The organism is Clostridioides sp. ZZV15-6388, from assembly GCF_020657755.1.
GTDB lineage: Bacteria > Bacillota > Clostridia > Peptostreptococcales > Peptostreptococcaceae > Clostridioides.
On the sequence record NZ_JAGWCU010000024.1, the window covers coordinates 25,216 to 44,401 of the forward strand.

General features: G+C 29.6%; 17 protein-coding genes. 3 read left to right on the plus strand and 14 right to left on the minus strand.

What is annotated here, in order from left to right:
* Positions 1–140 precede the first annotated feature (140 nt).
* Positions 141–1,148 carry a SpoIVB peptidase S55 domain-containing protein gene (locus KGF48_RS13975; protein ID WP_227868157.1) on the plus strand — a complete coding sequence of 336 codons (1,008 nt, stop codon included), beginning with the start codon at positions 141–143 and terminating at the stop codon, positions 1,146–1,148.
* A 260-nt stretch (positions 1,149–1,408) separates the two neighbouring features.
* Here KGF48_RS13975 and yunB read toward each other — a convergent pair whose 3' ends face one another.
* Positions 1,409–2,107, minus strand: coding sequence for a sporulation protein YunB (gene yunB, locus KGF48_RS13980; protein WP_227433393.1), 699 nt, complete (start codon positions 2,105–2,107; stop codon positions 1,409–1,411).
* 214 nt (positions 2,108–2,321) lie between these two features.
* Between yunB and KGF48_RS13985 the strand changes: the two genes are divergently transcribed.
* Positions 2,322–4,991: a transglycosylase domain-containing protein gene (locus tag KGF48_RS13985; protein WP_227839495.1), complete on the plus strand. Its 2,670-nt coding sequence runs from the start codon at positions 2,322–2,324 to the stop codon at positions 4,989–4,991.
* A gap of 184 nt (positions 4,992–5,175) precedes the next feature.
* Here KGF48_RS13985 and KGF48_RS13990 read toward each other — a convergent pair whose 3' ends face one another.
* Genes KGF48_RS13990 through KGF48_RS14005 form a run of 4 tightly spaced genes read right to left on the minus strand, consistent with a single transcriptional unit; the run spans position 5,176 to position 8,630 of the window.
* The gene (locus KGF48_RS13990; protein ID WP_227839496.1) at positions 5,176–6,111 is read right to left on the minus strand and encodes a DUF1177 domain-containing protein; all 936 of its coding nucleotides are present in this window, start codon (positions 6,109–6,111) and stop codon (positions 5,176–5,178) included.
* Positions 6,112–6,149: 38 nt separating this feature from the next.
* The gene (locus tag KGF48_RS13995) at positions 6,150–7,295 is read right to left on the minus strand and encodes a M20 family metallopeptidase (RefSeq protein WP_227868158.1); all 1,146 of its coding nucleotides are present in this window, start codon (positions 7,293–7,295) and stop codon (positions 6,150–6,152) included.
* A gap of 13 nt (positions 7,296–7,308) precedes the next feature.
* Entirely contained in the window at positions 7,309–7,773 is a 465-nt protein-coding gene (locus KGF48_RS14000; RefSeq protein WP_227829675.1) for a hypothetical protein, read from the minus strand.
* A gap of 14 nt (positions 7,774–7,787) precedes the next feature.
* Positions 7,788–8,630, minus strand: a complete 843-nt coding sequence (locus KGF48_RS14005) for a DUF3100 domain-containing protein (RefSeq protein ID WP_227839498.1) — start codon at positions 8,628–8,630, stop codon at positions 7,788–7,790.
* A 148-nt stretch (positions 8,631–8,778) separates the two neighbouring features.
* Between KGF48_RS14005 and KGF48_RS14010 the strand changes: the two genes are divergently transcribed.
* Positions 8,779–9,648: a LysR family transcriptional regulator gene (locus KGF48_RS14010; RefSeq protein WP_227839499.1), complete on the plus strand. Its 870-nt coding sequence runs from the start codon at positions 8,779–8,781 to the stop codon at positions 9,646–9,648.
* A gap of 123 nt (positions 9,649–9,771) precedes the next feature.
* Here the strand turns inward: KGF48_RS14010 and KGF48_RS14015 are convergent, their stop codons facing one another.
* The 9 genes from KGF48_RS14015 to KGF48_RS14055 form a co-directional block, all read right to left on the minus strand.
* Positions 9,772–10,791 carry a LacI family DNA-binding transcriptional regulator gene (locus KGF48_RS14015; RefSeq protein ID WP_227839500.1) on the minus strand — a complete coding sequence of 340 codons (1,020 nt, stop codon included), beginning with the start codon at positions 10,789–10,791 and terminating at the stop codon, positions 9,772–9,774.
* Between the two features lie 170 nt (positions 10,792–10,961).
* Positions 10,962–11,324 carry a stage V sporulation protein AE gene (gene spoVAE, locus KGF48_RS14020; RefSeq protein ID WP_169468704.1) on the minus strand — a complete coding sequence of 121 codons (363 nt, stop codon included), beginning with the start codon at positions 11,322–11,324 and terminating at the stop codon, positions 10,962–10,964.
* 12 nt (positions 11,325–11,336) lie between these two features.
* Positions 11,337–12,350, minus strand: a complete 1,014-nt coding sequence (spoVAD, locus tag KGF48_RS14025; RefSeq protein ID WP_227839501.1) for a stage V sporulation protein AD — start codon at positions 12,348–12,350, stop codon at positions 11,337–11,339.
* Positions 12,351–12,485: 135 nt separating this feature from the next.
* Entirely contained in the window at positions 12,486–12,923 is a 438-nt protein-coding gene (gene spoVAC / locus KGF48_RS14030; RefSeq protein WP_003418420.1) for a stage V sporulation protein AC, read from the minus strand.
* A gap of 228 nt (positions 12,924–13,151) precedes the next feature.
* Complete coding sequence (gene sigF / locus KGF48_RS14035; RefSeq protein WP_227433403.1) at positions 13,152–13,916, minus strand: RNA polymerase sporulation sigma factor SigF; 765 nt, start codon at positions 13,914–13,916, stop codon at positions 13,152–13,154.
* Positions 13,917–13,938: 22 nt separating this feature from the next.
* Positions 13,939–14,367, minus strand: coding sequence for an anti-sigma F factor (gene spoIIAB, locus KGF48_RS14040; protein WP_227829680.1), 429 nt, complete (start codon positions 14,365–14,367; stop codon positions 13,939–13,941).
* A 13-nt stretch (positions 14,368–14,380) separates the two neighbouring features.
* Positions 14,381–14,716 (minus strand): anti-sigma F factor antagonist, encoded by a 336-nt coding sequence (gene spoIIAA / locus KGF48_RS14045; protein WP_227829681.1) that lies wholly within the window; start codon positions 14,714–14,716, stop codon positions 14,381–14,383.
* A gap of 86 nt (positions 14,717–14,802) precedes the next feature.
* Positions 14,803–16,893, minus strand: coding sequence for a molybdopterin-dependent oxidoreductase (locus KGF48_RS14050; protein ID WP_227868159.1), 2,091 nt, complete (start codon positions 16,891–16,893; stop codon positions 14,803–14,805).
* Between the two features lie 593 nt (positions 16,894–17,486).
* Positions 17,487–19,100 carry a DEAD/DEAH box helicase gene (locus tag KGF48_RS14055; protein WP_227839503.1) on the minus strand — a complete coding sequence of 538 codons (1,614 nt, stop codon included), beginning with the start codon at positions 19,098–19,100 and terminating at the stop codon, positions 17,487–17,489.
* Between the last annotated feature and the right edge of the window lie 86 nt (positions 19,101–19,186).

Sequence of the window (19,186 nt, forward strand, 5' to 3'; positions counted from 1 at the left end):
TATTTATTTTTATGAAAACTAAGGTGTTATTGAGTCAGTTTTCCAAGCATCAAAAACTGATTCTTGAGCAACATAATATTGAGGCAGCAAGAAAATTTCAATTTTATTATTAAAATATTTTAATAAGAAAGAGGTATTCTATGCAATTTAAAAATTTTTATTTTAAAGATAAAGCTTTAAGTAAAAGAAATAACTTAGCTAAGTCTAAATTTACAATTGTTTTAACATTTTTATTTTTATTATATTTTTTCTCAAATAATTTAATTTATGCACAAAATTTACAAAAAAGTGAACCTCAATATTTAATACCTATAGGAAATGTTCTTCAAATTGATGCAGAACTAAAAAATATCATTGTTAGAAGTCCTGGTGAAGCATCTCCATTTAGATTAGGTGATGCTATAATCAAAGTAAACAATATAGAAGTTGATGGATATAGTGATTTTGCTAATACACTAAATGCTTTAGCAGAAGAAAAACCAGTTTCTATTTTATTAAATAGAGGTGGTCAACTTTTAACAATGAAAACAACTAAACACATATTAGAAAAAATTAGTTTTAATAACTTACTTTCTGGATTTGCTACTTTGACTTATATCAATCCAGAAACCTCAGAATTCGGTGCTGTAGGTCACCCAATAAGTGTTGGTAATTCAAGAAAAATACCTATAAAATCAGGTTCAATTTCTACAACTAAACATCTTGATATAGAAAAATCTTATCGAGGTAGTGTTGGATGTATAAATGCAAAAAGAGAAAATATTATTGGTAGTTTTACGGAAAACACTGACTTTGGAATAAGAGGTCAAATTAATAATTTTGATATTTCTAGCTTAAAAAAATATAAAGTAGCTTCATTGAATGAAGTTAAACTAGGAAAAGCTCAAATAATTTTACAAAACAACTTTAATGAATGTAAAAAATATAATATTGAAATTGTAGATATAGAAAACCAAAATCATCCTGAGAGTAAAAGTTTTAAAATTAAAATCACTGACAAAAAACTTTTAGCTCAAACTGGTGGTATTGTACAAGGTATGAGTGGTACTCCAATAGTACAAGATGATAAAATAATAGGAGCAGTCTCTCATGCCATTGAAAATGACCCAGCTGTCGGTTATGCTGTATTTATTAAATGGATGTTATAGATAATAAATATTATAAGTAATTTGTAAACTTTAAATCATCATTCAATAAATGTTACTAATATATTTGGTCTGAAGATATATTCCTTCACTCTACAGACCAAATATATTAAATATTTTACATACTTTAAAACACAAATTTTTATTACAATTATATTAATTTTTATTACAACCATTTTAATTATTATTTATTACTTATTATTTACAAAATTTTTATTTATAAACTATTATTTCAAATTTATCAAAAAATAAACATCACTATATTACTTGTTAGCATTTTTTCCAGTGTTAGGTAGAACATTCCCAAGGTTCTTTTCAGGTATATTTACATAACTTTCTGGAACATCACCTACTATTATAGTCTCACAAATAGGTATCTGAGCTTTAATTTGTTTTGTTGAAGTTATAAGTGGGATTACAACTTTTACTTGGGTTTGAGCTTCTAAATATATCCTATGTCTTGTTTGATTTATGCCTGAAGACTCAAATTCCGTTTTAAAGTTTACTGATACTGTTCCTATAGGTTCAATAGATACTTCAAGTTTAGGACCGTATTTAGCTAATATAGGACTTCCTAATGCTGTTCCTATAGGTATGTAAGAGTCTGCTGTTTTACCTTTTTTTAATTCATCTTGTATTTCTAAAGCTATTGCAGATGCAATTTCATTCATCATAATAGTATTTGCTTGTATCATAGTTATTTTTCCATTATTATCAAGCTGTATATCCATTAAATCTTCATAATTTATTTTTCCTTCTACCATTTCAGCAACAGCTTTATTTATAGACCTGTTTGCTAATTCAAGAGCTTTTGTTTCTGCTAGAACTGTAATTGTTGGTCTTAAACTTTTATCTATATATATAAAACTGCCTATAAATACAGACAAGAAAAGAATTAACAAGAAAATAGCTACAATTTTTCTAAATTCATTTTTCTTTTTTCTATCTACTATTCTATTCAAATTTATCCCCTCCTATTTATTTATATGTAACTTTGGCATAATTTTTATAATATTTGTCAAAAATAAATAAATAAAAATATAGACTTATTAATACATTTTGTTTATACATATCTACAATGTAAAGAATATTATAGCAAATTCATTTTTTCTATTAATTACAAAATTACTCCTATTTGTGTTATAATATTGCATTAAGTAAGGAGGTTAAAATCTTATGAATAACGATAATGATAAAAATGGAAATAAAATCAGAAGAAAAAAGGTTAGCTCATCTAGTAACTCAAATAAACCAGTTAATAGAAATTCAGCTAACAAAACTCGTTCAACTAAAAACAAGAATAAACCTAAAAAAAGCGATAAATTTAAAAGACTAAGAGTATTTGGTATAGTATTTTTAGTTTTATTAGTTGTTGGTGCAGCAGGTACTGCTGGATTAGTATTTGCATCATTAAGAGATGTCTCTCCAGTTACAGAAGCTGTTTTAGACAAACAAACCAACCAAACAACTACAATTAAATACGCTAATGGAAAAACATTATCTACTGCTCCAAGTGTAAATAAAAAGACACCCGTTCCATTAGATAAAATTTCAACTCATCTTCAACATGCAGTAATTGCAATAGAAGATGAACGTTTTTATGAACACAAGGGTGTTGACATTAAAGGTTTATTTAGATCAGTATTAAAAACTCTTACAGGTACCAAGCAAGGTGGTAGTACTATTCCTATGCAGGTATCTAAGATGCTGTTGACTACTGAGCAACAAACTCTACCTCGTAAAATAAAAGATATTTATTATGCATATGAGATGAGTAAGACAGTAAGTAAAGACAAAATATTAGAAACTTATTTAAATAACTTCTTCGTTGGAAAAGGTCTTGCAGGAGCTGAAGCTGGTGCACGTGGTTATTTTGATAAGTCTGCAGCTGACCTTACTATAGCTGAGTCAGCACTTCTTGCTGGTTCAACTAAAAACCCATCTAGGTTCTCAGCTTACAAAACTTCTAAATTAGATGGAAGTGAAGCTAAGAGTGACTTAGAGAATAAATTATTATTTTTTGTTAATACAACTGATGATGATTTAGATGACCCAACTCAAGTAGACTTTGATATGATTGAGAAATTAAAGACTTGGGAACTTATATCTAGTGATACTTATAGACAACTAAAAGCAGGTACATTAGTTGTCAGAAAAGCTATAAACAATCCTGAAGCTAAGAAAAGACAAGAAATTGTTCTAAAGAAAATGTTAGACCTAGGATATATAAAACAAAAAGAATATGATGAAGCAATTAATGCTAAGATAGAAATAAAATTACCTAAATCAGCAGATAAAGTTTCTTCATCTGTAGAAGACCTTATTGAAAGTGAAGTTATAAATGCCCTAATGGAACAAGGTCATACAAATGATGAAGCTCAAAACTTATTCTACAATGGTGGTCTAATTGTAAATACAACTATAGACCCTAAAATGCAAGATGCTTTAGAAGAAGAATTTGATAAAAATAGCAATTTCCCAGGCCATATGGTTGGACCTGATGGAGTTAGCCAGCCACAGGCTGCAATGGTAATTTTAGATTACAAGAATGGTGAAATAAGAGCACTAGCTGGAGGTAGAAACATAAGTGGCAGAAAAACTTTAAATCGTGCTACTAGCCCTCATCAACCAGGTTCTTCTATAAAACCTCTAGCAATTTATACACCAGCTATTGATACTTTAAAGATTACACAATCAACTGCTCTAAATGATGTTAGAGGAGGATATAAATTTGAAGAAAATAATAAGTGGAATCCAAGAACTACTACTAGTGGTCATGGTTCTATGAGTTTACGTAAAGCACTTGCTAAATCTTCAAATACAATAGCAGTTAAAACTGCTGAAATGCTTGGAGATTCTTACGATGAATGTATAGATATAATGATGGACTACTTAAAGAACTTTGGTATAACAACTGTTAAAAATAGCCAAACAGGAGCAACTGATAGACAGTTTCCATCATTAACACTTGGTGGTATGGCAAGTGGTATTACTCCACTTCAGATGGCTGCTGCTTATGGTACATTAGCAAATCAAGGAGTTTATGTAGAACCATCTATTTACACTACTATAACTACTTTTGATGGCCAATTATTAGTTAAAAACGCTCCTGAGGAACATAAAGTTGTAGACCCAGAAGTAGCTTATGTTGTTACAGATATGTTAGAAAGTGTAATTACTGAAGGTACAGGTGGTATTGCATCACTTCCAAAAGAAATGCCTGTTGCAGGTAAAACAGGTACTACAAATAGCGCATATGATGCTTGGTTTGTTGGTTATACACCTTATTATGTAGGAGCAACATACATTGGAGATGATGCTGGTAGAAAAGATGATGCTGGTAACACCATAAAACGTAGAGATGTTCCACATGGAAGTACTAGTACAGCAAAACTTTGGCAAAAAATTATGTCAAAAATACATGCAAATTTAACAGTTACTGAATTTGAAGTTCCTAAAAATGTATATTTTACAAAAATTAATTTAGAAGATGGAGGAAAGCAATCTTCTGGCTCTAAAGCAGCATTTATTGAAGGTACTGCTCCTTCTAGAGTAAGTTCTCAACCATCTCCTGAAGATACAAAGAAACCAGATAATAATCAACAAGAAGAAGAGAATAATAATAACAACAATAATTCAGGTAATAATAGTGGTGGCTCTACTCCTCCTGATAATGGTGGAAATAGTGGTGGTACTACTACTCCTCCTGATAATGGTGGAAATAGCGGTGGTACTACTCCTCCTGATAATGGTGGAAACAGTGGTGGTACTCCTCCTCCTGATGATGGTGGAAACAGTGGTGGTACTGTCACCCCTCCTGATGGTGGTGGAAATACAACACCTTAGTTTAATAAAAGATTATATTTAAATATTAATAAATACTTAAAATTCAAACAAAAATATAAGGAGTTGCCTCAAAGTGATTTTTAGAAATCCTCAATGAGACACTCCTTTTTTAGTAATTATAATTAATGTGGGAATTGTTATAATATTTATGTATTACAAATTATATAAATTTTATATTTTTTGCTTATTGTATACCAAAAGTCTGGAATGTGTTTAATTTACCATATCTTTTGATAAGTATATCCCATTCTTCCTTATCATAAAAATCACACTTATTTACACCAAATAATTTGGCAACTTCAATTGCAAATCTACCAGCTGACTCTAAATCACTAAAATGAGTTGCACCTGTAGCACATCCAGCAACAGGCATTTCTGTAGTAATTGCTACTCCAACTACTGGAGAATTTGTAGCAACTGCTGGCTGTAAAATACTATTCAAATGATACAAGTCATTTCCATATGGTGTTATATCTTGAATGGATAAAGGAAATACAAATGGAGATTTTCCAGTTACAGTCTGTATAATATCTAAAAGATTATCACTAGTTTTCAATATGTACCCTTCTTTGACAGTTGGCGATATTGCAAATCCTCTAGTATTGATTATTCTATTACCTTTAGTAGTATCGATTGAAAGTATTGCATCACAACTACTGTCAACTTCATTTTCATTCATAGTTATCATATCTATTGGTGAATCCATAAAAGGTGTAGGATAATGTTCTTTAGTTGGAGCATCTGGACAAATATGAGTCGAAATCACAATATCTCCTTCTAATACATCTCCTTTTCGTTGCATATCTAAAAGTTTCGCTGCTACTGAAATTGCTACCAATGCTCCATCACCATCTGAAACAAAACCTATTACCTCTGGTCTTGCCCCAATACCTCCAAGTCTGCCTAAAATACCAAGAGTGGGAGCACTTCCTCCTTTTAATTTACCATTCTTGCCAGCAATTGTAAGCTTAACTAAATCTGTAGAACCTTTACTTGATGAAAGCTTTTTTACTATTATATTTTCTCCACCATAGCTTTGTAAGTATGTCTTTACTTCTTCTCCACTTGCAGTTGATTTGTCTAAAATATCATAAACCTCTAATACTTGTTTTAATATCATATTTAATGTCCTTTCTTCATGTATTTTTTAGTAATACATTATTTACTGTACAAAACATCTACACCACACATTGCTAGTACTTTAATTGCTTTTATAAGTGCTATTTTTCCTTCTTCTCCACCAGCAGCTACAGCAAATTCTTCTGTATGAGTTGCAGTGTTTTCTTTTAATTTGATATACGCTTGTATTGCAGGTATTTCATGAGTTAAATTTCCAGTATCAGTTGAGCCAATACCTTGAGTTAAATCTCTTTCAATATAGTCTTCACCTAATACTTCAAAATTTTCTCTAACTATATTTACTAATCTTGAATCATTTTTTATTTCTTTATATATCTCATCTAATTGAATTACTTCTACACTAGTTCCTGTAGAAATTGCAGCTCCCTTAGCACAATTTTTAAGCATATCACAAATTTCATTTAGGTATTCTATGCTTAATGCTCTTACATTAAATATAGCTGTAGATTTTTCGGGAATTATGTTATGTATACTACCTCCATCAGTTATAATTCCATGTACTCTTGCATAATCTTTAAGATGTAATCTCATGCTATTTACACTATTAAACAATGCTATTACTCCACTTAATGCACTTCTTCCTTCCCAAGGATAAGCAGCAGCATGAGAAGCTTTTCCACTAAAATCAAATTTTAAATTAACTTGAGCAAATGATATATCATCAGGTATTGAAGCATCACATGGATGTAAAATTAATGCAGAATCTACATCTTTAAAGACTCCTTCTCTAATCATAGTTATCTTTCCACCTACTCTTTCTTCAGCAGGTGTTCCAAACACTTTTACAGTTCCTTCTATATCATATTTTTTTATAACTTCTTTTAAAATAATACCCGCTCCAACAGAACTTGTGCCTATAATATTGTGTCCACAAGCATGTCCCATACCTGGAAGTGCATCATATTCAGCTAAAAAAGCCACTGTCTTTCCACCAGTTCCATTTGAGTAGACTGCCTCAAAAGATGTTTCTAATCCTCCTACCCCTTTTGTCACATTGAATCCATTTTCTTCTAATAAATCACATAATGCTTTTTGTGATTTAAATTCTTCAAATGCTAATTCTGGATTTTCAAATAAAGATTTAGATACCTTTTCAAATGATACTTTTTTCTCATCAGATAACAACTTTATATCTTCTTTGATTTTTAATTTTAATTCTTCCATACTTACTACCTCCTTAAAGCATTCCATTTATTTTTAGAACTGTTTGAGATATAAAAGCAGAACCAAAATAAGTAGATGTCATAACTATAAATGATATAACTACTAGCTTCCAGCTCAAAGTCTTTAATATATCCAATTGGTTACCTACAGAAATTCCTGCAAAAGCTAATAATGGTGTTACTGTAGACATAAAATTTATTTTTCCTATATTACTTGCTATAAAATCTCCAACTGGTGATATTGGAAGTGATAATACAAACGCAACCAAAGTAGCCCATGCAAAACCTGGTAAATTTGGTCTCTTAACAAAATTCTTTATTACAATAGCAATTATTACTAATATAAAACCAAATACACTTCCAATCAACAAATCTTTAGCCTGTGTTTTAAGTGCTATAGCCTGTCCAAAGCAAATAATAATATATATGAACATTACTATCTTTATCTGTTCCATAATAGTCTTCAAAGTCTTTTCCATCTATACACCCTCCATTATAAAACATCTCTTGTTTTTGTTTTTTTTCTACTTCTAAACTTCTCAATAATTGGAGCCACTTTACTATAATAATAATTGGCAACTGGTAATGATAAAAATAATTCTATGTATATTCCAGTAACAGCTGTAATCAATCCGCTGGTTGCTGAATAAGCTAAAATCTGTTCAGACATATTTGGTACAGTATTCATCAATGCTGCTGTTGCAGCCCCCATCATAGAACCACTTCCCATTCCTGATGCCATTGCTAAAGCATATGGATGAAAGCCTATAAGAACACCCAGTGGTGCCAAAAATGAAAATAATAATGTTCCAAAGATACTACCACTTATATAAGTTCCTAATGTTCCTATACCTTCTGGTGAATTCAATCCATACTTATCCCCAATAATTCCTAGTGCTGTGTCACGACATAATGAAAAAGTTCCTCCTAATGCACTTCTTCCAAGACCTAATGCTACTCCAACAGGTAATGCTATTAACATTGTACCCATATGACCAAACTCTTGTAATAAAAGTGCTGGTCCTGCTTGAAGTAATATACCAACTTTAGGCCCTGCATTAATTCCAAACATGATTCCCAATGGATATAGAGTTAAGGATAAAAGATATGGAGATACATTTATTTCATTATCTCCTATAAACTTTTTTAAAGCTGGTATAATCCTTCCTAACAAATGAGGGGACACAGCCATACCTATAAAGATAGCCCATAGTATACTAAGTAAAGTTATATTAATACCCATAACTTTAAATGAAATAGGCCCAATTAATTCAGCCAATACTGTAATTATACAGGCTGCTATCAGAGCATTTCTAATTCCTGTCTTTCCTTTCATTTCTGTACCTCCTTGCAATTTTTATAATTTTCTTACAATATAATTGTTAGTGATTTAATTATATATTCTCTCATCGATAATGTATAATATAAATTTTTCATTATTTTTATATGCTTTTAGTCATAAAGCAAAAGGAGGATTAAACATCATGGATTTATTACAATTAAAATATTTTCAAGTTATAGCTCGTACTGAAAATATGACTAATGCTGCTAAGCAATTACATGTAACACAGTCAGCACTTAGTAAAAGTATAGCTCTACTTGAAATGGATTTAGGTGTAAAATTATTTGACAGGAAAGGAAGGTCTATTAAATTAAACTATTGCGGAAATATTTTTCTTAAAAGAGTTGATTCAATACTTAATTTATTAGATACATCAACTAAAGAAATAAAAGATTTAGCTTGTAGTGAGTTTGACCAAATCAAATTAATCGTACTTACTGCATCAAGGTTAATTTTAGATGTACTTAGTGAATTTAAAAAATTACATCCAAATATTTCATTCAAATTAATGCAACATGTTCCAAAATCAACATTTGACTACGATTTTGATATATGTATTACTTCATATTGCTTTGAATTTAAATCATCAAATTATGAAGTATTAACTAGTGAAGAAATATTTATAGGTATACCTTATAACAATCCACTATCAAAGCTTAACAGTATATATTTTAAAGATGTACAAAATGAGAATTTTATATGTTTAGAAGAAGGTACAAATTTCAGAAAAATTACAGATAGATTTTGTAACTATGCTGACTTTGAACCTAATGTATGTTTTGAATGTGATTCTCCTTCAACTGTTTATAATTTGATAAAAGAAGGTCATGGAGTTGGATTTATTCCTGAAAAATCATGGTGTATAGATTATGAATCTTCTATTAAACTATTGCCTATTAATGATATAAGATGTGAGCAATTTATTGAGCTATATTGGACAGATAATAAATTTTTAAACAAGTCAACAAGGATGTTTATTGATTTTATAAAAAACTATCTTAATAAATGGTAAAGCTCAATGTTGCACTGAGACCCAAAAGGTTGGACTTTATACTGGAATGAGTTTTCATTCCAGTATTTTTATTTTTATGCAGGTTTTTATTCATATTAAATTTTATAATCAACTGGACTACTTTTAGTTTTTTATTCTATTAACGCTGTTTCTTATAATTAGTCTTGGATAAAGTTTTCTTGGGATATGTTCTGTACTCTTTTTATTTATTGTATTTACTAAACTATCTACTCCATTTTTTATAACTTGTTCTCTTGGGTCATCTATTGTTGATAAGTGTGACCTAAAGTAAGATATCAATTCAATATTATTATATCCTATTACAGATATGTCTTCTGGTACATTTATACTATAAGTAGTTTTTAATTCTTGTATTATAGAAATAGCTGGTACATCTTGTTGCACAAATATAGCTGAGGCTTTTTTTATTTTATCAATATATTTTTTTAATAGCTCAACTTGAGATTCAAAATCCATTCTAGATTCAATTACATCAGTCTTTAAATTAGCTTCTTCCATAGCATTTAAATACCCTTTTGTTCTATCTTCGTGCATTTTTGAACTCTTATCTTCTGAAGTTATTGTTATTATATTTTTATGACCATGATCTATTAAATGCTTAGTAGCTATATAACCTCCATATACGTTATCATCCCAAAAGAAATTATCTACTTCTCCTACAAAAGATGGCTTAAAATATATGAATACATGTGGAAAATTATTGTCTTTTAAAAACTCATACTCTTCTTTTTTTATTGATTGAGACACTATTACTAATCCATCAACCATTTGTCCATTAACCATTTTATAGACATTACTGTCACCACTAATGTTATTATTAGGCTGTATTATAAAGTCGTACTTATTAGTCTCAATAGAATTTATAGAACTGTCCATTATATCACTAAAAAATTTTCTAGTGTCTTGATGATTAAAATTATTTGAAAAGATTACCCCTATTCTATTTGTTTCTTTTTTTGCTAGATTTCTCGCATTTACATTAAAATGAAACCCTAGCCTGTTAGCCTCTTCCACTACCTTCTTTTTTGTTTTTTCAGATACATTAGGATTATTGTTTAAGCACCTAGAGACAGTTGAATAGCTAATGCCTAGGTTCTTTGCAATATCTTTAATAGTTACCATCTTTATCCCCTACTTCACTTCATTTTATTTTTGCTAATATAATACTACACCATGTTGTAAATAATTGTCAACTTGATTATGTAAACGCTTGTAACTATAAAAAAATAGGTAGAATCTAAAAAGATATCTACCTATTTTAATAAAAAAACTTATCATATATTTAAGTGATTTTATGGTTTTGCTTTTGGTGTAAATACTACTGACATAATATATCCAAAAAATATAGCTGCGGCTATTCCACCAGCTGTAGCAGTTGTTCCACCTAGAAAAATACCTAAAAATCCATCACTTTGTATTGATTTTATCACTCCTGTTGCAAGTGAATATCCAAATCCTATTATAGGAACGGTTGCACCTGCTGCTGCAAACTTAACTAATGGCTCATAAAGTCCTAGAAAAGTTAAAACTACACCAGATGTTACATATGTTACCATAACATATGGAGTTTGCATCTTAAAATAATCCATCATTACTTGGGCTATTAAACATATAATTCCACCTACAATAAATACTCTTACATAGTCCATTAACATATATATCACATCCTACTCATTTACTATTACTACTGCATGTGCAACACATGGTATTGTTTGCTTTTGTAGTGTACTTGTTGGTGATAATAGTGCTCCTGTTGATACGAGCATTACTTTGTTAAATTCTTTTTTTCTTAACTTTTCATATATATATCCTGCAAATACTGTAGCTGAACATCCACATCCACTTCCACCACAGTGAACATCTTGCTCTTTAAGGTTAAACATTTCTATACCACAATCAGTATAACACTTTGAAATATCTACACCTTTTTGTTTTAAAAAATCTTCTGTTATCTGTTTTCCAAGTGTACCTAAATCGCCAGTGGCAATTATGTCAAAGCTATTTGGGTCATCATTAGTGTCTTCAAAATAAGAATATATAGTATCTATTGCTGCTGGAGCCATGGCTGGTCCCATATTATTACCATCATCAATACCTTTATCTATTACTTTTCCAACTGTAACATATTTTACTTTAGGACCTTCTCCATTAGGAGCTAGTAAAACACTTCCTGCTCCTGTAACTGTCCATTGAGCTGTCATTGGCTTTTGATTTCCTAGTTCTAGTGGAAATCTGAATTGTCTTTCTGCTGTACAATAATGGCTTGATGTACCTGATAGCACTAAATCTGCAAAACCACCATCTACAAGCATAGAACCTATGCAAAGTCCTTCTGCCATTGTAGAGCAAGCACCATATATACCCAAAAATGGAATTGCTAGTTCTCTTGCAGCAAAAGATGCTGGTACTATTTGATTGATTAAATCTCCACCTAACATGTAATTTACATCTGACAGTTTTTTTCCTGACTTTTGTATGGCTTTCTGTGAAGCAGTCTCTACCATTTTACTTTCAGCTAATTCCCAAGTTTTTTCACCATATAAATCATCGGTCATAATCATATCAAAATAATCCTTTAGCGGTCCTTCACCTTCTTTAGAACCTACTATAGTACCCGCTGATATTATTGTTGGTTTATTCTCTAGCTTGACTGTTCTTTTTCCAATTCTTTTATTTTTCATATTTTCACACCTTTTTAATTTTGAATTTTACTATTTAATCCTTTAATATTAATTGAAATTTTCATAGCTATTTTCTAATAGATAAATTTTCTAGCTAATAGTTAATTAATAAAGTTTAAATTAAATAAAAATCATCTAAAACATTTTAAAAATATAATAAATAATTCCACATAAAATAGAAGAACCTATACCATAAACTAAAACTGGTCCTGCAATTTTAAATAAGTTTGCACCTACACCTAATACATATCCTTCTCTTTTATACTCCATTGCAGGAGATACTATTGAGTTAGCAAAACCTGTTATTGGTATTATAGAACCAGCTCCTGCTCTTTTTCCGATTAGGTCATAAACTCCTAATCCAGTTAGAAATGCCCCTATAAATATTAGTGTTATTGATGTAGCAGAACTAGCACCTAATTTATCAAGCCCTCCAACTTTCATGTATAAATCATTTATAGCTTGCCCTATCATACAAATAATTCCACCTACAATAAATGCAAGTGTATAGTTTTTTAAATATGTAGGTTTTGGGCTTATTTGGTCTACATACTTTTTATAATTTTTATCCATACTAAACACCTCTCTAAAGTATTATTTGTTAATTTTAAAAAAATAAACCTATAATTTATTTTAGACACCTAAAGTTTTGTCAAAAAATAAAAAAGATGCCTAATAAAGAAAATAATTTATTTTCTATTATAAAGACACCTTGTTTTTTAATATTTTTTATTTGAACTTATAATTTTTTAATCGAAACTTAAAAACTTAATATAAAAACTTAATATATTATAAGTATTATCATGATATATATTCTTTTAACTTAGACAATACTTTTTTCTCTATTCTTGATACTTGAACCTGTGATATATTGAGCATTTCTCCTATTTCACTTTGAGTCATATCTTCAAAATATCTGAGAACTATTATTTGACGTTCTCTCTTATCCAGCCTTCCAAGTATGTCCTTTAATAATATATTATCTACAACTTTTTCTTCCTCACTTTCTCCTTTCATGCTTATCTTATCAATAAGACAGATTGGAGAACCTTCTTCTTCATGAATAACACCTTGCAAATACTCTACATTAAAGTTAGCTTCCATAGCCATTACTAAATCTTCTTTTTCTACATCTAATGCTTGAGCTATTTCTTCTATACTTGGCTCTCTACCTAGCTTTTTAGTTAAAGCTTCACTTTCCATCTTGGCCTTTACAGCTATTTGCTTCAATGACCTTGATACTTTTATCATACCATCATCTCTTAAGTATCTCTTTATTTCACCTAGAATCATCGGTACTGCATAAGTAGAGAATTTAACATTAAATTTTGGGTCAAATTTATATATTGATTTTATTAAACCTATAGAACCTAACTGAAATAAATCTTCTCTATCATACCCTATATTTAAAAATCTAGATACAACGCTCCTAACTAGACCTAAATTACTTGATATTAATATTTCTTTTGCCTCTTCATCTCCATTTTGAACTTTATCAATAAGTTCTAGAGTCTCTTCATGACTAAGAAGAGGTTTTTTTTCTTCTCTGGCAACAGTTACTTCCATAATAAAACCTCACTTTTGGACTTTATTTAGGCAAATTTATTTTTTTAGTCATTTCAATTCTAGTGCCATTATCTTTTCTAGAACTTACCTCTACATCGTCCATAAAGCTTTTCATAACTGTGAATCCCATTCCTGATCTATCAAGTTCTGGTTTTGATGTATAAAGTGGTTCCATTGCCTTCTCCACATTTTCTATTCCATACCCTTCATCTTCAACTACAATTTTTATAGTATTTCCTTCTATCTCACATCTCAAAAAAACAAACTTAGAACTGTCTTCTTCATATCCATGTATTATAGCATTTGTAACAGCCTCAGAGACAGCAGTTTTTATATCAACTAATTCATCTACTGTTGGGTCTAATTTTGCTGCAAATGATGCTACTATAACTCTTGCTAAACTTTCATTTTCTGATAGTGCCGAAAATTTAACTTCCATAATATTATTCATCACATACTCCTCCCTACAAAGAACTTAGAGCTTCTTCATACGTATCATAAATGCCAATAATTTTATTTAACCCAGATAAATCAAAAATTTTCTTAACTCGTGAACCTATATTAATTACTGAAACTCGTCCCCCTTCATTAGAAATTTTTTTATATCTACCTATAATGACACCTATACCTGAAGAATCCATAAAATTAATATTTCCAAAATCAAATACAACATTTTTTACTTGATTAACACTTAATAAGTTATCTATTTCTTCCCTTATTTCATTAGCTACATGGTGGTCTAGTTCTGAGCACATAAATTCTATGTATAGATTCTTATGTTCTAAGGAATATTTTACCATCAAAATCCCTCCTTCAATAGTTTTGTAAAAATAGTAACTTTTAATCAATTCTATAATCTTATTTCTATTCCTTCAATGAAATTTAACTAGTTTTGTCGTATTATTTCTACCATCGTTTCATTATATGTTACTTGACCACCAATATCCGATATACCAGTATCTGTTAAACTATTAGGATTGCCATGTTTCTTCCACCATCCAACATACATTTTTACTATATAATCACTTACTCTGTTATCTATATTTATCTGAACATCTATCTTTGTTTTTTTTGACTTTAAATCTACAATCTCTTTATTCTTAACACCTATTTTTTTAGCCATACTTTGATTTATATATGCTTGAGCTATAGATGTCTTATCCATAAAGTGTTGACTAAACAAAGTATCTGCATGGTGATTAGTTAACAGTCTAAAAATATTTTTTCTATTTTCATATTCAAAGTTTCTAGTTTTGTTACTTATATACACTGGAATTGGACTAATTCCTAAATCTCTTATCCTTTCTGAATAAAGTTCATACTTTCCAGATGGAGTTTCAAACTTCTTATCTTCCCAAGCAATAGGATTATGTATAGTAAAATAACTATTTTTAAGTTTTTCTATATCTAGGCTTTTATCAAAGCGTTTAAGTGGTTCAATTACTTTTTCTAAGTATTCTTTTTTTGATACAAAAGGATAGTCTCTTAGCCCCATCTTTTTAGCTAACTCCATAAAGAAATAATACTCATCCATCAATTCATGCTTTGGTTTTACTGCTCTTTCATTGTATGTTATATATGGATTAGTCATTGAGCTATAAATTATATCTTCACTTTCAAGCGTATTTGTACAAGGTATAAATAAGTCACATAAAGTAGCTGTGTCAGTCATAAACATATCAAAACATACTTTAAATTCAATCTTTGAAAAAACTCTTTCTAATTCTACTAAATCTGGCAACTGATTTAACATGTTACTTTTAGTTATTACTGCCATCTTTATAGGAATACTTCCTTTTAGTAATTTACTTGACATATTATCAAATTCACTCAATATATTATTTGTTTTCTCTAACATATTATTAGCTTCATTCGGTGTATTGTCTTTTAAAGATTCTTCTATAAACTTGCTAATATTACTTACATAAAACTCCCTATCTTCTCCATATGATTGACTATTATAAGGGTCAGCATCTATCACATTTGGATAAACCTTATTAGCATAATTCACTCCTCCACCACTAAATCCTATTTGACCTGTTATAGCTCCTAAGGCATCTATCGCTCTTATTGTATTTCCTCCATTTTTATACTTTTGAAGACCATAACCTACGTTTATACTTGAATATTTATTAGCATATAAATTAACTAACTCTCTTATATCCTTTTCTTTAACACCACATTCATCACTTAAAAAGTTTAAATCTAATGAATCCAAATATTTTTTATACTCCTCAAAACCAACAACATATGAATTTATATATTCTTCATCATGCAAGTTATCTTCTATTATAATTTTTGCCATAGCCATAGCTAATGCTCCATCTGTTCCAGGGCTTACTTGTATGTACTTATCTGCCATTTGAGCAGTCTTTGTATATATAGGGTCAATGACTACTATTTTTATCCCTTTTTCTTTAGCTTTTTTAATTATTTGCATAGTATGAATGGTAGTATATGCTGGATTTTTTCCCCATATAAAGATACTCTTGCTGTTTAGCATATCTTCTATAGCATGTCCCTTAGCTACTCCAAAGTCATACCTTTGGGCATGCATTCCTGCACTCCAACATGGCCCTCCCTTATGTCTACTAACTCCTCCATAAAAATTAAAAAATACATCTCCTATATATTTTAATATAGACCCACTTCCATATTGGTCATAGTGCATAATAGACTTTGATGTATAATGTTCTTTATAATATAGGAGTTTATCTGCCATTATCTCTAATGCTTCATCAAAAGAAATCTTTTTCCATAGACTGTCTACCTTTAACATCGGAGTCTCTATCCTATCTTTATGATTTAATCTATCTAAATGAGCCAACCCTTTTTTACATATAAATCCTTTTGTATAAGGATGATTCCTATCTCCTTCAATTTTTATCACATTATTTCCGCTAGTATAAACATTAAATTTACAACAATCATGGCAATCTAGTGTACATCCATGACTTAATTTCTTTATTGTATCCATAAAATATCTTTCTCTCCTTATAACCGCTACCTATTCACTATATTTTTATTAAAATTTGTATACTTAAAATATTCTGCTGAAGACATAAATATATTTTATCAAAATAAATTTAAAAATACCTTAGACATTTTTCATTTTCTCTTTTGTATCACATTAAAAGTTAACTTGATAAGTTAAATTGATTTTTATCTATAACATACTTATAATATGATTATATTAGTGCTATATTTGAAAGTTATAAACACATTATATTATAATATACTCTTTACACATTTCAATCTAGTTTTCAATGTTTTCCCCTTTTCCAGTATAAACATAAAATTCTGTTAACCACATGGATTACAAAGAATTCTAAGCGATTAATTAATTTTTATTTGATTATTTATTTTCTAATGTATTTTTTATACTTACAGAAATAAAGTACAAACAAAATTTAAAATGTCTTTAATAATACTATTATATAAAACAATAAAAGCCTTATGTTGTTGACTCTTACAGATTGCTTATCATCTGTTTTGAAAACACATTAGGCTTTTTAAATATTCAATATACTATTTTATATATCTTGCGATTATATTTTTATATACCATATATTATTTTTTCTTTTTATTGGCTTTTTCTATATTAATTTTGTTACCTTTTATCTTAATATCTTTCATTTTTTCAATTACTGTTTTTGCATCTTTTTTAGGTATTTCAACAAAAGTATACTTATCATAAATATCTATAGTCCCTACCATTTTACCTGGTATTCCAACTTCTCCAGCTATAGCACCAACGATATCTTTAGCTTGTATTCTTTGATTTCTACCAATATTGATAAACAATCTAATCATACCATCTCTAGCTCCAGTAACACCTTTTCTATCTCCACGTTCTCTCCTAGGTTTTTCTTCTATTATTTCTTCTTTCATTTCTTCACCTAGAGATAACTTAACAAGTGCAGCAGCAATATCAACCATTGCATAATCTTCATCATTACAGAAGCTTTCTAACCATTGTAATTGTTTAGTTAAATGACCTTCTTCTATAGTTTGTTTAACTTGTGCAAAGAAAGTACCTACTTTTTTCTCTTCAACATCAGTTATTGTTGGTATATTATGCTTGATTAATTTAGATTTAGTATATCTTTCTATATCTTTCATCTTTCTCATTTCTTTTCCAAATACAAAAGTAAATGACATACCTTCTCTACCAGCACGACCAGTTCTACCAATTCTATGAACATAGTATTCTTCATCTTGTGGTAAATCATAGTTGAATACACATTCAACATCATCAACATCTATACCTCTAGCTGCGACATCAGTAGCAACAAGTATATCTATTGTACCATTTCTAAACTTATCCATTACTATATCTCTTTGTGTTTGCTTTAAATCACCATGTAATGCATCTGCAAAATATCCTCTTGCTTGTAAATCTCCCACTAATTCATCTGCTTTTCTCTTAGTATTGCAGAAAACAACTGACAATTTAGGGTCATACACATCAACTAATCTACATAATACTTCCAATTTATTTGATGATCTAGTTTCTATATAATATTGTTTTGTATTTGAAACTGTAAGTTCTTTTCTAACAACTTTTATATGTTCTGGGTCTTTTTGATATCTCTTAGTTAAATCTAAAATTCCTTTTGGCATAGTTGCTGAAAAGAAAGTTGTTTGTCTTTCCTCAGGAATCTTACTTAAAATCATTTCTATATCTTCTCTAAATCCCATATCTAGCATTTCGTCTGCTTCATCTAGTATAATCATTTTTACATTATCCATCTTTAATGTTTTACGATTAATATGGTCTATTGTACGTCCAGGTGTACCTATTACAACTTGAACACCACTCTTTAGAGATTTTATCTGTCTATCTATTGGTTGACCACCATATATAGGTAATGTCTTTATTCCGTACGAGTATTTAGCTAGTTTTCTTATTTCTGTAGATACTTGTATTGCAAGTTCTCTTGTTGGGCAAAGTACTACAGCTTGTAAACTTCTATTATTTGGGTCTATTGTTTCTAGTATAGGTATACTAAAAGCTGCTGTTTTCCCCGTACCAGTTTGTGCTTGTCCTATAACGTCTTTACCTGACAAAATTGCAGGTATAGACTGTGCTTGTATAGGAGATGGCTCTTCAAACCCCATTTCAGCTATAGCTTTTTTTATTCCCTCACTTATTGGTAAATCTTCAAACTTTGTTATATTCATATATTATTCCTCTCCGTTATCAATTAATCTTAACCTATCCATTATATACTTTTTTAGGATATTCTGCAATTAATATTTTTAACAGT

What these genes read in the sequence shown, in the direction of transcription:
- KGF48_RS13975 (WP_227868157.1), top strand. Translation starts at nt 141, where the DNA reads ATGCAATTTAAAAATTTTTATTTTAAAGATAAAGCTTTAAGTAAAAGA.
- KGF48_RS13985 (WP_227839495.1), top strand. Translation starts at nt 2,322, where the DNA reads ATGAATAACGATAATGATAAAAATGGAAATAAAATCAGAAGAAAAAAG.
- KGF48_RS14055 (WP_227839503.1), bottom strand. Translation starts at nt 19,100, where the DNA reads ATGAATATAACAAAGTTTGAAGATTTACCAATAAGTGAGGGAATAAAA.
- spoVAC (WP_003418420.1), bottom strand. Translation starts at nt 12,923, where the DNA reads ATGGATAAAAATTATAAAAAGTATGTAGACCAAATAAGCCCAAAACCT.
- sigF (WP_227433403.1), bottom strand. Translation starts at nt 13,916, where the DNA reads ATGGAAGTAACTGTTGCCAGAGAAGAAAAAAAACCTCTTCTTAGTCAT.
- KGF48_RS13990 (WP_227839496.1), bottom strand. Translation starts at nt 6,111, where the DNA reads ATGATATTAAAACAAGTATTAGAGGTTTATGATATTTTAGACAAATCA.
- KGF48_RS14050 (WP_227868159.1), bottom strand. Translation starts at nt 16,893, where the DNA reads ATGGATACAATAAAGAAATTAAGTCATGGATGTACACTAGATTGCCAT.
- KGF48_RS14015 (WP_227839500.1), bottom strand. Translation starts at nt 10,791, where the DNA reads ATGGTAACTATTAAAGATATTGCAAAGAACCTAGGCATTAGCTATTCA.
- KGF48_RS14000 (WP_227829675.1), bottom strand. Translation starts at nt 7,773, where the DNA reads ATGGAAAAGACTTTGAAGACTATTATGGAACAGATAAAGATAGTAATG.
- spoIIAB (WP_227829680.1), bottom strand. Translation starts at nt 14,367, where the DNA reads ATGAATAATATTATGGAAGTTAAATTTTCGGCACTATCAGAAAATGAA.
- spoVAE (WP_169468704.1), bottom strand. Translation starts at nt 11,324, where the DNA reads ATGTTAATGGACTATGTAAGAGTATTTATTGTAGGTGGAATTATATGT.
- spoVAD (WP_227839501.1), bottom strand. Translation starts at nt 12,350, where the DNA reads ATGAAAAATAAAAGAATTGGAAAAAGAACAGTCAAGCTAGAGAATAAA.
- KGF48_RS14010 (WP_227839499.1), top strand. Translation starts at nt 8,779, where the DNA reads ATGGATTTATTACAATTAAAATATTTTCAAGTTATAGCTCGTACTGAA.
- KGF48_RS14005 (WP_227839498.1), bottom strand. Translation starts at nt 8,630, where the DNA reads ATGAAAGGAAAGACAGGAATTAGAAATGCTCTGATAGCAGCCTGTATA.
- spoIIAA (WP_227829681.1), bottom strand. Translation starts at nt 14,716, where the DNA reads ATGGTAAAATATTCCTTAGAACATAAGAATCTATACATAGAATTTATG.
- KGF48_RS13995 (WP_227868158.1), bottom strand. Translation starts at nt 7,295, where the DNA reads ATGGAAGAATTAAAATTAAAAATCAAAGAAGATATAAAGTTGTTATCT.